The 13,173-nt window shown below is 71.0% G+C and carries 14 protein-coding genes; 7 read left to right on the plus strand and 7 right to left on the minus strand.

Features of this window, described 5'->3' with window-relative positions; all coding sequences use genetic code 11:
• The first annotated feature begins 54 nt into the window (after window positions 1-54).
• The gene (locus ACFVTF_RS09395) at window positions 55-480 is read left to right on the plus strand and encodes a MarR family winged helix-turn-helix transcriptional regulator (protein WP_371516549.1); all 426 of its coding nucleotides are present in this window, start codon (window positions 55-57) and stop codon (window positions 478-480) included.
• On the opposite strand, the gene ACFVTF_RS09400 is transcribed toward ACFVTF_RS09395, so the two are convergent.
• Complete coding sequence (locus ACFVTF_RS09400) at window positions 460-2,709, minus strand: MMPL family transporter (protein ID WP_387811290.1); 2,250 nt, start codon at window positions 2,707-2,709, stop codon at window positions 460-462. The genes ACFVTF_RS09395 and ACFVTF_RS09400 overlap by 21 nt on opposite strands.
• 248 nt (window positions 2,710-2,957) lie before the next feature.
• Window positions 2,958-4,448, minus strand: a complete 1,491-nt coding sequence (gene rpsA, locus ACFVTF_RS09405; protein ID WP_063347134.1) for a 30S ribosomal protein S1 — start codon at window positions 4,446-4,448, stop codon at window positions 2,958-2,960.
• A 414-nt stretch (window positions 4,449-4,862) separates the two neighbouring features.
• Here rpsA and ACFVTF_RS09410 point away from each other — a divergent pair, with 414 nt between their 5' ends.
• Together ACFVTF_RS09410 and hrpB are read left to right on the plus strand one after the other, a co-directional pair.
• Window positions 4,863-5,717, plus strand: coding sequence for a class I SAM-dependent methyltransferase (locus ACFVTF_RS09410; RefSeq protein ID WP_387811294.1), 855 nt, complete (start codon window positions 4,863-4,865; stop codon window positions 5,715-5,717).
• Window positions 5,718-5,790: 73 nt separating this feature from the next.
• Window positions 5,791-8,283: an ATP-dependent helicase HrpB gene (gene hrpB / locus ACFVTF_RS09415; protein ID WP_387811677.1), complete on the plus strand. Its 2,493-nt coding sequence runs from the start codon at window positions 5,791-5,793 to the stop codon at window positions 8,281-8,283.
• Between the two features lie 110 nt (window positions 8,284-8,393).
• Here hrpB and ACFVTF_RS09420 read toward each other — a convergent pair whose 3' ends face one another.
• From ACFVTF_RS09420 to ACFVTF_RS09435, 4 genes are all read right to left on the minus strand, one after another.
• A complete protein-coding gene (locus ACFVTF_RS09420) occupies window positions 8,394-8,621 on the minus strand; it encodes a hypothetical protein (RefSeq protein WP_387811297.1) in 228 nt (75 codons plus the stop codon).
• Between the two features lie 129 nt (window positions 8,622-8,750).
• The gene (locus ACFVTF_RS09425; RefSeq protein ID WP_387811300.1) at window positions 8,751-9,005 is read right to left on the minus strand and encodes a DUF397 domain-containing protein; all 255 of its coding nucleotides are present in this window, start codon (window positions 9,003-9,005) and stop codon (window positions 8,751-8,753) included.
• 18 nt (window positions 9,006-9,023) lie between these two features.
• Window positions 9,024-9,158, minus strand: coding sequence for a DUF397 domain-containing protein (locus ACFVTF_RS09430; protein ID WP_387811303.1), 135 nt, complete (start codon window positions 9,156-9,158; stop codon window positions 9,024-9,026).
• On the minus strand, window positions 9,118-10,122 hold the full coding sequence (locus ACFVTF_RS09435; RefSeq protein WP_371516555.1) for a Scr1 family TA system antitoxin-like transcriptional regulator: 1,005 nt from the start codon (window positions 10,120-10,122) through the stop codon (window positions 9,118-9,120). Before ACFVTF_RS09435 ends, ACFVTF_RS09430 begins: the two co-directional genes overlap by 41 nt.
• Window positions 10,123-10,232: 110 nt before the next feature.
• Here ACFVTF_RS09435 and ACFVTF_RS09440 point away from each other — a divergent pair, with 110 nt between their 5' ends.
• From ACFVTF_RS09440 to ACFVTF_RS09455, 4 genes are all read left to right on the plus strand, one after another.
• A complete protein-coding gene (locus tag ACFVTF_RS09440; protein WP_387811306.1) occupies window positions 10,233-10,685 on the plus strand; it encodes an ATP-binding protein in 453 nt (150 codons plus the stop codon).
• Between the two features lie 13 nt (window positions 10,686-10,698).
• A complete protein-coding gene (locus tag ACFVTF_RS09445; protein ID WP_387811307.1) occupies window positions 10,699-11,274 on the plus strand; it encodes a hypothetical protein in 576 nt (191 codons plus the stop codon).
• A gap of 230 nt (window positions 11,275-11,504) precedes the next feature.
• A complete protein-coding gene (locus ACFVTF_RS09450) occupies window positions 11,505-11,918 on the plus strand; it encodes a DUF6086 family protein (RefSeq protein ID WP_387811310.1) in 414 nt (137 codons plus the stop codon).
• A 129-nt stretch (window positions 11,919-12,047) separates the two neighbouring features.
• Complete coding sequence (locus ACFVTF_RS09455) at window positions 12,048-12,350, plus strand: hypothetical protein (protein WP_387811313.1); 303 nt, start codon at window positions 12,048-12,050, stop codon at window positions 12,348-12,350.
• A gap of 200 nt (window positions 12,351-12,550) precedes the next feature.
• On the opposite strand, the gene ACFVTF_RS09460 is transcribed toward ACFVTF_RS09455, so the two are convergent.
• Window positions 12,551-12,928 carry a GNAT family N-acetyltransferase gene (locus ACFVTF_RS09460; RefSeq protein ID WP_387811680.1) on the minus strand — a complete coding sequence of 126 codons (378 nt, stop codon included), beginning with the start codon at window positions 12,926-12,928 and terminating at the stop codon, window positions 12,551-12,553.
• Window positions 12,929-13,173 lie beyond the last annotated feature (245 nt).

Below are 13,173 nucleotides of genomic sequence, written 5' to 3' on the forward strand. Positions count from 1 at the left end.
CCATACAGCAGGACTGTACAGTTTTGCTGTGGAGGTTCCCGGTACTCTTCTCCCATGAACAGTCCGGCTCCCGAAACCCTCGAACTCGCCGCCGAGCTGCGCGCCGCCATCGGCGACCTGGTCCGCGCCCTGCGCCCGGACGACGAGCTGCCGCAGAACCAGGCCGGCGTCCTCGGCCTCCTCGTCCGCGACGAACGCGCCTGCACCGTCGCCGAACTCGCCGAGCACCAGCGCGTGCGCCACCAGTCGATGGCCCGCACCGTCGCCCTGCTGACCGAGGCCGGGCTCGTCACCCAGCAGCCCCACCCGACCGACGGCCGGAAACTGCTCGTCACCGCGACCGGAGCGGGCCGCGCCGCCCTGCTGGAGCAGCGCGCCCGCCGGGAGCAGCGGATCGCCACCGCCATCGAGGCCCGCCTCACCCCCGAGGAGCGGCTGACCCTGAGGGCGGGCGTCGACCTACTGCGGCGACTGCGCTGACCCCACCAGGTCCCGGGCCTCCGGCCGCGGGGCCGGAACGGCCGCCTCGCCGACGGCGGCCGTCGCGCCGACGGTCGCCTCGCCGACGGTCGGCAGTTCGACGTGCTCGCTCAGCCCGAAACGCCGGTGCAGGCGCCGCAGCGGGGCGGGCGCCCACCAGTTGAACTCGCCGAACAGGCTCATCGCGGCGGGCACCAGCAGGCAGCGCACCAGGGTGGCGTCCACCGCGACGGCGACGGCCAGCGCGATGCCCATCTGCTTGACCATGAGCATGTCCCCGAGGGCGAACCCGGCGAACACGATCACCATCAGCAGCGCCGCCGAGGTGATGATCCGGCCGCTGCGCTGGACCCCGAGCTCCACCGCCCGGGTGCAGCTGTGCCCCTTGTCCCGCAGTTCCTTGATCCGGGCGAGCAGGAACACCTCGTAGTCCATGGACAGCCCGAAGGCGAAGGCGAAGACCAGCACCGGGATGAAGGTCTCCAGCCCGCCGGTGGGGCTGAAGCCGAGCAGCCCGCTGAAGTAGCCGTCCTGGAACACCAGGGTGAGCGCGCCGAGCGAGGCGCCCAGCGACAGCAGGTTCATCAGCAGCGCCTTGACCGGCATCACCACCGAGCCGGTCATCAGGAAGAGCAGCACCAGCGTGCCGACCGCGACCAGCCCGAGCGCCCAGGGGCCCCGCGACATCAGCTCGTCCTTGAAGTCGACGACCGAGGCCGCGCCGCCGGTGACGTAGGTCTTCAGCCCGCCGCGGTCGTCCCGCAGTTCCTGGACGACCTGCTTGGCCTGGTGGCCCTGCGGGTCGCCGTGGACGAGCACGTCGACGGTGGACACCGAGTCGCTCACCGGGCTCACCGCCCGCACCCCGGCGACCCCGGGCAGCTTGGCGACGACGTCGTCCGCGTACGCCTGGGCGACGGGCGCGCCGCCCTCGACGACGACGGTGATCGGCGCGGCCGCGGCCTGCGGGAAGCGCTGGTCGACGGCGTCGGCGACCTGCCGCCCGGCCGAGGAGGCGGGCAGCACGGCGGCGCCGGAGTTGCGCATGTCGGCGTGCAGGAAGGGCGCGCCGGCGGCCATCAGCAGGGCGACGCAGGCGAGCGCGACCGGCACCGCCCGCTTGCCGACCCGGCGGACGGTCCGGCTGAAGAAGCCCTCGTCGGGGACGGGCGCGGCGGGCGCCTTGATCCGGGAGCCGGCGAAGCCGAGCAGCGCGGGGATCAGGGTCAGCGCGGCGGCGACCGCGATCACCACCACGCTCACCCCGGCGGCGGCGACCGCGCCGAGCACCGGGCTGGTGAAGACGAACAGGCCGGAGAGCGCGACGGCGACGGTGAGGCCGGAGAAGGCGACGGTGCGCCCGGCGGTCGCGGCGGTGCGTTCGACGGCGGCGGCGATGCCCGCGCCGTGCCCGCGTTCCTCCCGGAAGCGGTTCACCATGAGCAGCGCGTAGTCGATCGAGAGTCCGAGCCCGAGCACGGTGGCGATCGGCAGCACGCTGGTGTCGATGTCCATGATCCGGCTGAAACCGAACATGGCCAGCAGTGCGCCGCCCACCGAGGCGACCGCGCCGATCACCGGCAGGCTGGCCGCGGCGAGGCCGCCGAAGACCAGCACCATGACGACCAGGGTGAGCGGCAGGGTCACCATCTCGCCGAAGCGGGTGTCCTGCTCGGTCTGCTTCTTGACCTCGTCCTGGAGCACCAGGTCCCCGCCGACGGTGACGTGGGTGCCGGCCTCGCCGTTCAGGGCGGCGAGGCGATGGGTGACGGCGTCGGCCTGGGCGGAGGTGCTGGTGTCGGCCATCCGTACGGTGACCAGGCTCGCGGTGCCGTCGGCGGAGCGCAGTGCGGCGGGCGCCGGGCCGGTGCCGTAGGCGTCGAGCGCGGAGGAGACGCCGGGGAGGGCGGCGAGGTCGGCGGTGGCCTTGGTGACGGCGGCCCGTACGGCCGGGTCGTCGACCGGCTTCCCGTCCACGACGGCGGTGACGGTGCCGCGGGCCGGGTCGGTCGCGGCGACCACCGCGTTGCCCCGGTCGGCTTCGGCGGTGGCGGAGGAGGCGCCGGCCACCGTTCCTTCGAAGACCCGGCCGCCGATCAGCACGCCCACGACCAGGACGACGGCCCAGAGGCCGAGCACCCAGCGGCGGTGGCGGAAGCAGAACCGGCCGAGGGCGGCGAGCCGCCCGGGGACCGCGAGGTCGCCGGCAGCGGTGGGAGCGTTGCGCATGAAGGAGGCCTTTCGGGCAGCTCCCCTCAATGTAGGTGCAACCCGGTGTTCGACCTATAGACGGACAATGAGCCACATCTCACAAAATTCCTTCACATAAACCACAAATAAGTGAAGGCGAAATACGAAAGAACGTGAAGTAAAAAAACCCCGGCCAAAGGCGGAAAACGAAATGGGCCCCACCCGGATTTCTCCGGGTGGGGCCCACCGTTCAGCTATGCGCCAGGTACTGGCAGCGGGTCAGAGCTTCAGCTCTGGCCGCCCGCCAGCTTCTCGCGCAGGGCCGCCAGGGCCTCGTCCGAGGCGAGAGCGCCGGAGCCCTCGTCGCTGCTGGACGAGTAGGAGCCACCGGCAGCGGCGGCGACGGCGTCGCCACCCTCGGCAGCGGCCTCGGCGTCGGCCTCACGGCTCTTGATGACCTGGGCCTGGTGCTGCTCGAAGCGGGACTGCGCCTCGGCGTACTGGCGCTCCCACTCCTCACGCTGCTTCTCGAAGCCGGCCAGCCAGTCGTTCGCCTCGGGGTCGAAGCCCTCCGGGTAGATGTAGTTGCCCTGGTCGTCGTACGAGGCAGCCATGCCGTACAGGGTCGGGTCGAACTCGACCTCGGCCGGGTTGGCACCCAGCGCCTCGTTGGCCTGCTTGAGCGACAGGCTGATGCGACGACGCTCGAGGTCGATGTCGATGACCTTGACGAAGATCTCGTCGCCGACCTGGACGACCTGCTCCGGGATCTCCACGTGGCGCTCGGCCAGCTCGGAGATGTGGACCAGACCCTCGATGCCCTCGTCCACGCGGACGAACGCACCGAACGGAACCAGCTTGGTGACCTTACCCGGAACGACCTGGCCGATCTGGTGGGTACGGGCGAACTGCTGCCACGGGTCCTCCTGGGTCGCCTTCAGCGACAGGGAGACGCGCTCGCGGTCCATGTCAACGTCGAGAACCTCGACGGTGACCTCCTGGCCGACCTCGACAACCTCGGACGGGTGGTCGATGTGCTTCCAGGACAGCTCGGAGACGTGCACCAGGCCGTCGACGCCACCCAGGTCCACGAAGGCACCGAAGTTGACGATCGAGGAGACGACGCCGGAGCGCACCTGGCCCTTCTGCAGGGTGGTGAGGAAGGTCTGGCGGACCTCGCTCTGGGTCTGCTCCAGCCAGGCACGGCGGGACAGGACCACGTTGTTGCGGTTCTTGTCCAGCTCGATGATCTTGGCCTCGAGCTCCTTGCCCACGTAGGGCTGGAGGTCGCGGACGCGGCGCATCTCGACGAGCGAGGCCGGCAGGAAGCCACGGAGGCCGATGTCGAGGATGAGACCACCCTTGACGACCTCGATGACGGTACCGGTGACGATGCCGTCCTCTTCCTTGATCTTCTCGATCGTGCCCCAGGCACGCTCGTACTGAGCGCGCTTCTTGGACAGGATGAGACGACCCTCCTTGTCCTCCTTCTGGAGAACCAGGGCCTCGATGTTGTCACCGACGGCGACGACCTCGTGCGGGTCGACGTCGTGCTTGATCGAGAGCTCGCGGGACGGGATGACGCCCTCGGTCTTGTAACCGATGTCGAGGAGGACCTCGTCACGGTCGACCTTCACGATGACGCCCTCGACGATGTCGCCATCGTTGAAGTACTTGATGGTCTCGTCGATGGCGGCGAGGAACGCCTCGGCGTCGCCGATGTCGTTGACCGCGACCTGCGGGGTGGTGCTGAGGGAGGAGTCGGTGGGGCTCGTCATTAGGAAAAGGGCTCCGGTACGGACATGAAAGTCGTAGGTAATGCCACGCGGGGGGCCCGTATCGCTCCCACCGAAAGCCGGACAGCCAAGAACACGGCGCACCGGCATTCCCGCACAAACGGGAAATCCGGCGTCCGTCTTGCGACCGTGGGGTCTTCGACAGATGCGAGCGCGACCTGCTCCGTCTGAGGCGCGCAGGCCCGCAGCGCAACTTGTAGCATACGGGGACGGCCAGGCACGGTCAACGCCAAGAGCGGCAAGACGGTGGAGCCCGGTATGGATCAGGCCATATCCTCCGATTGCGCACCTTGCGGTGGCGCCCGAAGGGGCCCTTCCCCGGATGCCACCGCCAGGATCGGGTCCTTGACGGGCCCGGTCTCGGCAGCGGCGCTTCCGCACTCCACACCCTACGCGATGGGCATTATCACCGTGGCCACCACCCCCCAGTCCGACCTGCATGATCTTGACGGCGACGGCGACGACGCGGTACGGCGCGCGGCCGGCACCGGGGAGAGCAGCCGGGCCAGCCGGCACTGGTGGGACCGCAACGCCGACGAGTACCAGGACGAGCACGGGGAGTTCCTCGGCGACGACCGCTTCACCTGGTGCCCCGAAGGCCTCGACGAGGCCGACGCCCGCCTCCTCGGCGAGGTCGCGGACAAGGACGTGCTGGAGATCGGCGCCGGCGCCGCCCAGTGCTCGCGCTGGCTGGCCGGCCGCGGCGCCCGCCCCGTCGCCCTGGACATCTCCCACCGCCAACTCCAGCACTCCCGCCGGATCGACCTCGGCCGCGGTGCCACCCCCGTCGCCGTCGTCCAGGCCGACGCCGCCGTCCTGCCCTTCGCCGACGCCTCCTTCGACCTCGCCTGCTCCGCCTACGGCGCCGTCCCGTTCAGCGCCGACACCGCCGCCCTGATGCGCGAGGTGCACCGGGTGCTGCGCCCCGGCGGCCGCTGGGTGTTCTCCGTCACCCACCCGATCCGCTGGGCCTTCCCCGACGAGCCCGGCGTCGAGGGCCTCACCGCCGCCTCCTCCTACTTCGACCGCACCCCCTACGTCGAGGAGGACGAGCACGGCCGCGCCAGCTACGTCGAGCACCACCGCACCATCGGCGACCGGGTCCGCGAACTCGTCGGCGCCGGCTTCCGGTTGACCGACCTGGTCGAGCCCGAGTGGCCGGCCGGGCTGGAGCAGGAGTGGGGCGGCTGGTCCCCGCTGCGCGGGCGGCTGATCCCCGGCACCGCGATCTTCGTCGCCGAGCGGGGCTGACGCCTTGCCGAACCCCGCCTCGCCGAACCCCGCCCCGCTCAACCCCGCCTCGCCGAACCCCGCCTGGCGCGAACTGCCCGTCCGCAGCGCCCTGCCCGCACTGCACGACGCGCTGGACGGGCCCGGCACCGCCGTCCTCGCCGCCCCGCCCGGCACCGGCAAGACGACCCTGGTGCCGCTCGCGCTCGCCGGACTGCTCGATCCCGGGCGTCCGACGCTCCGCGTGCTGGTCGCCGAACCGCGCCGACTCGCCGTCCGGGCCGCCGCCCGGCGGATGGCCTGGCTGCTGGGCGAGGCGGTCGGCGGGCGGGTCGGCTACACCGTGCGCGGGGACCGTCGCGTCGGCCCGGAGACGGTGGTCGAGGTGGTCACCACCGGGGTGCTGCTGCAACGGCTCCAGCGCGACCAGGAGTTGCCCGGCGTCGACGTGGTCGTCCTCGACGAGTGCCACGAACGGCACCTGGACGCCGACACCGCGCTCGCCTTCCTCCTCGACGTCCGGGCGGCACTGCGGCCCGAACTGCGGCTGGTCTGCGCCTCGGCCACCTCCGACACCGCGGCCTGGGCCGAACTCCTCGGCGGCGCGCCGGTGGTGGAGGCGCACGGGGTCTCCCACCCGGTCGAGACGGTGTGGGCGCCGCCGCCGCGCGCCGTCCGGCCCGCCCACGGCACCCGGGTCGACCCGGCGCTGCTCGACCACGTCGCCGCCACCGTCCGGCGGGCGCTCGCCGAGCAGGCGGGCGACGTGCTCTGCTTCCTGCCCGGCGTCGGCGAGATCAGCCGTGTCGCCGGGCAGCTGTCCACCGTGGCGGCGGACGTCCTGCAACTCCACGGCCGCGCATCGCAGGCCGTCCAGGACGCCGCCCTCACCCCCTCGGACGGCCGCCGCGTCGTACTCGCCACCGCCGTCGCCGAGTCCTCGCTCACCGTGCCCGGCGTCCGCGTCGTCGTCGACGCCGGGCTCGCCCGCGAACCGCGCACCGACCACGCCCGGGGCCTGGCCGGCCTGGTCACCGTCCGCGCCTCGCTCGCCGCCGCCCGCCAGCGCGCCGGCCGTGCGGGCCGCGAGGCCCCCGGCACCGTGTACCGCTGCTGGAACGAGGCCGAGGACGCCCTCGCCGCCCGCTTCCCCACCCCCGAGATCGCCCTCGCCGACCTCACCACGTTCGCTCTCCAGGCCGCCTGCTGGGGCGACCCGGACGCCACCGGCCTCGCCCTGCCCGACGCCCCGCCCGCCGGGGCGATGGCCGCCGCCCGGCAGACCCTCCAGGCCCTCGGCGCCGTCGACACCGACGGCCGGGCCACCCCGCGCGGCGTCCGCCTCGCCCGCACCGGGCTGCACCCCCGGCTGGGCCGCGCACTCGTGGACGGCGCCCCTGCCGTCGGCGCCCGTCGAGCGGCCGAGGTGGTCGCCCTGCTCTCCGAGGAACCGCCGCGCGCCCTCGGCGACGACCTCGGCGCGGTCTGGCGGACGGTCCGCTCCTCCAGCGACCCCTACGCCGGCCGCTGGCGCGAGGAAGTCCGCCGCCTCCTGCGCACCGCCGGCTCCGAAGCCGCCACCCACCTGCCCGACACGACCGCCGCCGGCCTCGTCGTCGCCCTCGCCTTCCCCGAACGCATCGCCCGCGCCCGGGTCGACAAGCCCGCCCCGGGCGAGCGCAGCCCGTACCTGATGGCCTCCGGGACGGCGGCCGAACTCGCGCCCGGCACCGCCCTCGGCGCACTGCCGTGGCTCGCCATCGCAGCCGCCGACCGCCCGGCCGGCTCCCCTTCCGCCCGCATCCTGCACGCGGCGGCACTGGACGAGGACACCGCCCGGCTCGCCGGCGCCTCGCTGCTCGAATCCCGCGAGGAAGTCCACTGGGACACCCGCCGCGACGAGGTCGTCTCCCGCCGGGTCGAGTCGCTGGGCGCGATCGAACTCGCCGAGAAGCCGCTCAGCCGCCCCGACCGGGCCCTGGTCCGCACCGCCATCCTCGAAGGCCTGGCCCGCGAGGGCGTTTCCGCCCTCCTCACCTGGCCCTCCCCCGGCCTGCGCGAACGCCTCGCCTTCCTGCACGCGGCCATCGGCGCCCCCTGGCCGGACGTCTCCGACGAGGCACTGTTGGAACGCGCCGACGAATGGCTGGAGCCCGAACTCTCCCGCGCCCGCCGCCGCGCCGACCTCGCCCGCATCAACACCACGGCGGCGTTGCAGCGTCTGCTCCCCTGGGCCACCGGCGAGGCGGGCCGCCTGGACGAGCTGGCCCCCGAGCGCATCACCGTGCCGTCCGGCTCGAAGATACGGGTCGACTACAGCACCGAACGCCCATTCCTGGCAGTCAAGTTGCAAGAACTCTTCGGTTGGACGACGGCCCCCGCCCTGGCCGCCGGCCGCGTCCCCCTCACCATCCACCTGCTGTCGCCCGCAGGCCGCCCCGCCGCCGTCACCGGAGACCTCGCATCCTTCTGGCACAACGGCTACCGCGCCGTCCGCGCAGAGCTGAGAGGCCGCTACCCCCGCCACCCCTGGCCCGAGGACCCGTCGACGGCGGAACCCACCCGCCGCCTCAACCCGCGGAACTGACACTCCTCCTCGGCGCCGCCGCTGTCACCCTTCGCGCCGATCGCCCGTCGGTCACCACGCTTCGACTCCACCCTTCCAGTAGAGGTCGGCGTGCCGATTCGACGTGCTGATCACGGTCCGGCGTAGCCGTCCGCCGCCCGGTCGCCGGACTCCACCCAGTCCTGCACCGGGTCCGTCATGCGGTCGAACTTCTGCTGGGCCTGCGGGTCGCGGAGCACCGGCAGGCTGACCGACGGGATCGACCCGTCCTGCCCGTCCGGCGCGGCGTCGGCGGCGACGAGGGCGGAGGCGGTCACGGCGGACAGGGCCAGGGACAGCAGGAGACGGGAGCGGCGCATACGCGGTCCTTCGACGAGGCTGGCGGGCCGACACCCAGCGTAGGGGCCGATCCACGTTTCGCCTGATCAGAAGGCGCGTTCCGGGCTTCGGTGGGCGCACGCCGAAGGCGATGCGCCCCCGTCAGTGGATCACCGCTCCGGGAAGTCACCGGCCTGGACGGAGGAGAGGAAGGACGTCCAGGCCGAGGCCGGGAAGACGAGCACCGGCCCGTGCGGGTCCTTGGAGTCACGCACCGGGACCGCGCCGGGAAGGAATCCGAGGGCCACCTCGATGCACTCGCCCCCATCGTCCCCGCTGTAGCTGCTCTTGCGCCACGCGAGAGCCACCTCGATGCACTCGCCCGCGTCGCCCGCGCTGTAGCTGCTCTTCCGCCAGGTCACCATCGCCAGCTCCTTGGAGGCTTACGTCGGGAAGTCGCCCTCACGGACGGCCATCACGAAGGCTTCCCAGGCCGCCGCCGGAAAAACGAGGGCCGGGCCCTGCGGGTCCTTGGAGTCACGCACCGGGACGGCTCCGGGAAGGAATCCGAGGGCCACCTCGATGCACTCGCCCCCGTGATCCGCGCTGTAGCTGCTCTTGCGCCACCCGGTCACGCTGGGCTCGCTGCTCGTCATATCGGTACCTCTCCATCGCGTCGGCGATCCGTGCACGAGAGTCGCCCACCGAGAGTACATCGCCACGCAGAAAGTCAAGATCGCCACGATGCTCAACGACGATTGACGGTGCATCAGTGAAGTGTCCTCGATACAGACTCTCCGAGTAGACCCACTCCTTCCCATCCGGCATCTGCAGTAGGAACACAGACGTAGCAGGAAGCCGCGTGTTCGGGAGATCGAACGGCGCCACCTGAATGCTGATGTTCGGCCGCTCACCCAGAGCGAGAAGATGCTCCATCTGCTTCCGCATCACACCGGGGCCGCCATAGACACTGCGGATGGCGCTCTCGTGGAGAACCACGAGCAACATCGGCCCATCAGAGGCCAGGAATCGGTCCTGCCTACTCAGCCGAGCCGCGACTCGCTCAGCCACCAGCTCGGGATTGTCTCGGGCACCTCCGTTCGAGAAGACCGCATACGCGTACTCCTCGCACTGCAACAGGCCGTTGATTCGGTAGTACTGAAACACACGAATCGCCACAGCCTCCTCTTCCAGCTCCACATACTTCTGGAACCAGTCCGGGTGCTCGATGTCCGCGTGCCAGTCCACCCGCTCCCACAGTCGAACCAGCAGACCCCCCATGGCAAGTGCGGCGTCAGCTCTCTGCACGGTATCCCGGTCCATCGGCCTCTTGCCGCCCTCCCACCGAGTGATCACCGTTCGGTGGCAGTGCAAGAGCCTGCCCAAGTCTTCCTGCGTGTAGCCGGCCTGCTCCCGTGCGAAACGGAGCGCTTCGCCGAACATCACCGCCGGGCTCGACGTGAGCCCGCTCTCCAGTCGCCGATGTGCCATCGCAATCCCCCTCAGGTGCCGCAGTTCCCCACACGCCGATTTGGTCGCCACCGTAACTCCGACACCCCGATGATTGACACCTGAGAGCGATCTTTCGCGTGCACAGCGTTACATCGCGCTCCCTTCGCACGCCCCCCATCCGCCCCCCGAGGTGCCCCGCCATGCTCAAAATCCGTACCGCCCACCGCCCCCGCACGTTCGCGGCCCGCCTGGACTCCCGCACCGAATCCACCCCCATCGCACGGCAGTTGCTCCGCGCCTACCTCGCCGCCCTCCCCACCGGCGACCGCTACCGCGACACCGCCGAACTCCTCCTCGGCGAACTCTTCGCCAACGCCGTCCAACACACCCCCGACGCCCCCACCGACCGCCTCATCGAAGTCCGCTTCGCCCTCACCCCCGACCACCGCCTACGCCTCGAAGTCCACGACGCCGGCACCGGCCGCCCCTCCCTCCACACCCCCACACCCGACGACGAACACGGACGCGGTGTGCTCCTCGTCAACGAACTCGCCGAGAAGTGGGGCTGCTGCCCCCGCGCCGGCGGCGTCGGCAAATTCGTCTGGGCCCTCATCGCCCCCGCACCCGCACCCGCCACCCTCCTCACCGTCTGAACAGGCACCCACCATGCGACTCCCCCTCACCGCCCGCCACCTGTTCGACACCGGCTCCACCCCCGCCGACACCTACGCCACCCTCGCCCGCCGCACCCGCCACCCCCTCCGCTCAGCCCGCGCCGTCTGCACCGCCCTCGGCATCCCCGCCGCCGAAACCCAACGCCGCCTCGACGACTGCTACGACGCCCTCCTCGCCAACCCCCGCCCCGGCACCGAGAACGACACCGGCGAACTCCTCGAAGCCCTCGGCGTCTTCGACATCCCCAAAACCCCCGACGACCGCGACCTCGCCATCATCGAACTGCTCCTCACCGCCATCGACGCCCACGGCAGCATCCGCGCCGGCCACCAACACGGCCTCACCCGCTGGTTCACCACCGGCAACCTCACCACCGCCTACCTCTCCCTCGCAGCCACCCAACCCCACCCCACCACCGGCAACCCCACCCACTACTGGACCACCCTCACCACCGCCGGCGAACTCCTCACCACCACCACCCCCGACCCCCGCCTCAAACCCGCCCTCACCCACTGCCGAAACCAAGCCCAAGCCCAAGCCCGAGCCGCCCACACAACCCACCCATGAACACAGAAAGTCGACCCACCCGACTTCCTGCGCGTCCCGCAGAACCCATCAGCCCCACACCGCCCTGGCTTCGTTCACTTCCAGCAGTAGCGTTTGTCGGCCGGTTTGATCAGCAGTTGACGATCTTGAGGACCGTGGATGTTCATGAGAGACCGGTTCTGGCTCAGTTTCCGGTGGAGGGCTGACTGACCGTAGCGTCGACCCCCTATGACCAGCAGTGAGAGGCTGACGTGAGCCAGTACTACCAGTTGAGTGACCAAACCCTGTGGAACCCGTCCAATGGGGCGTCCCGGTTGTTCATGAGCCAGGTCGCCCTCTATCAAGCCGAAGTGGGCCTGCCATCCGGTATCGGCCCCATGGAAGCTGACGAGTGTCAGATCGACCCCATCGCATTCGCAGCATTCGTCGACGCCCTGCTCGCCTGGCATAGCCAAACCAGGCACGCCATCATGGCCGCCCTCTCCGAAGGGTTCGTTGCCGCGGTGCTGGCCTTGGCTGAGAAAGCGAACATCGAGGTGAACTGGCAGGCGGCCGAGCGCGCCGAGAGCCGGTATCTCAAGACCGCTTCGGATCCCCATGCAAAGGAGTGGACAGCCGCACTGCAGCAGAAGTCGACGGAGCTCATCCGACACATAGCGCCCTGAGGCTCGTCTGCCAGCACTTGCGGCAGGCTCGCAAGCGTTGCCCTGCACGTACAGCAGGACACGCTTGCGGAGAAGATCGAAGCCGGATCGGCTGAACATCTGGCGTTCGAGCATCTTGATCCGGTTGACGTGTCCTTCAACCACGCCGGAGCTCCAGGGCAGAGTGAGGCCAGCGATGACGGCGTCCCGGTCACGGTCGATGCCTGCGGGGAGTGTGTGGAGGCCGGGGAGGTTGTCGCGCCGGACGGCGTCGAGCCACTGCGGCAGCCGTCCGTCCCGGCGCTCGGTGAGTATTTGGCCGAAGGAGCGGACGTGGCCTGTGAGGGCGTCCAGTTCAGGGCAGTGGACCAGAACGGCCTTGAGTCGAAGGTGCTCCGTCTCGGTGAGGGTTTCGGGCCGACGAAGGATCCATCCGGCAACGACCCGGGGTGACGGTGGCCGAGCCGTGACGGATCCCGGCGAGAGCCGCTTCTCCCGGAAATAGGCGCGAACCCGCTGGTAGCTGCCCCGATAGCCAAGCGGCCAGGCTGGACGCCTCCCGGTCGGGCAGCAGGTCCACTGGACGCCGACTCTCGACGTCGACCAGGACAGTCATCCCTGCGACGGAGGCGGAGCGCTCAGAGCCGGAGCGCTCAGAGTCGCATGAGCCCGGCGGCGGTCGGCCGGAATCCGCACTGGCCGTAGAAGGCCTCCAGGTGCGGTTCGTAGTCGACGTGCAGCCACTCGGCGCCGCGTGCCCTCGCCTCGTCGGCGGCCGCCCTCACCAGCCGGGTTCCGAGCCCCTGCCCGCGCTCGTCCGGGTGGACGGTGGTGTCCAGGACGAAGGCGTGCACACCGCCGTCGCCGACGACGTTGACGAATCCGACCAACCGGGTCCCGCGGCGCGCCGCGATCCAAGCCAGGCTGCGGGCCAGCATCGGCGCGAAGGAGGTCGGCTTGTGATCCGGCCACGACGCGCCGAACAGTTCGTCGAGTTCGGCGTCCGTCAGCTCAGGACACACCGTCAACATCCCGTCATCGGCCCACGACGCATCACTGGTCACCATGCAGGGCAGCCTGCCATGCATCCACGTGTGATCGCCGCTCCACTCCTCGCCCGAGACCTCGAAGGCGGTGACCCCGCGCGCGCGGTCGTCGACCGCGACGGGCCGGGCCGGACGCAGGAAGTCGGCCCCGCCGACTTCCTGCGCCTGGGCCCTCGCGCCAAGGCCAAGCACCCGCGTCGGCCACCGCACCGCCCGCCGGTTCGGCCCGC

Source organism: Kitasatospora sp. NPDC057940, from assembly GCF_042887425.1.
Lineage (GTDB): Bacteria > Actinomycetota > Actinomycetes > Streptomycetales > Streptomycetaceae > Kitasatospora.

Bases quoted from the DNA above. Each gene is read 5' to 3' on its own strand.
- ACFVTF_RS09400 (WP_387811290.1), bottom strand. From the start codon at position 2,709: ATGCGCAACGCTCCCACCGCTGCCGGCGACCTCGCGGTCCCCGGGCGG.
- ACFVTF_RS09445 (WP_387811307.1), top strand. From the start codon at position 10,699: ATGCGACTCCCCCTCACCGCCCGCCACCTGTTCGACACCGGCTCCACC.
- ACFVTF_RS09395 (WP_371516549.1), top strand. From the start codon at position 55: ATGAACAGTCCGGCTCCCGAAACCCTCGAACTCGCCGCCGAGCTGCGC.
- ACFVTF_RS09460 (WP_387811680.1), bottom strand. From the start codon at position 12,928: ATGTTGACGGTGTGTCCTGAGCTGACGGACGCCGAACTCGACGAACTG.
- ACFVTF_RS09410 (WP_387811294.1), top strand. From the start codon at position 4,863: ATGGGCATTATCACCGTGGCCACCACCCCCCAGTCCGACCTGCATGAT.
- ACFVTF_RS09425 (WP_387811300.1), bottom strand. From the start codon at position 9,005: ATGGTGACCTGGCGGAAGAGCAGCTACAGCGCGGGCGACGCGGGCGAG.
- ACFVTF_RS09420 (WP_387811297.1), bottom strand. From the start codon at position 8,621: ATGCGCCGCTCCCGTCTCCTGCTGTCCCTGGCCCTGTCCGCCGTGACC.
- rpsA (WP_063347134.1), bottom strand. From the start codon at position 4,448: ATGACGAGCCCCACCGACTCCTCCCTCAGCACCACCCCGCAGGTCGCG.
- ACFVTF_RS09440 (WP_387811306.1), top strand. From the start codon at position 10,233: ATGCTCAAAATCCGTACCGCCCACCGCCCCCGCACGTTCGCGGCCCGC.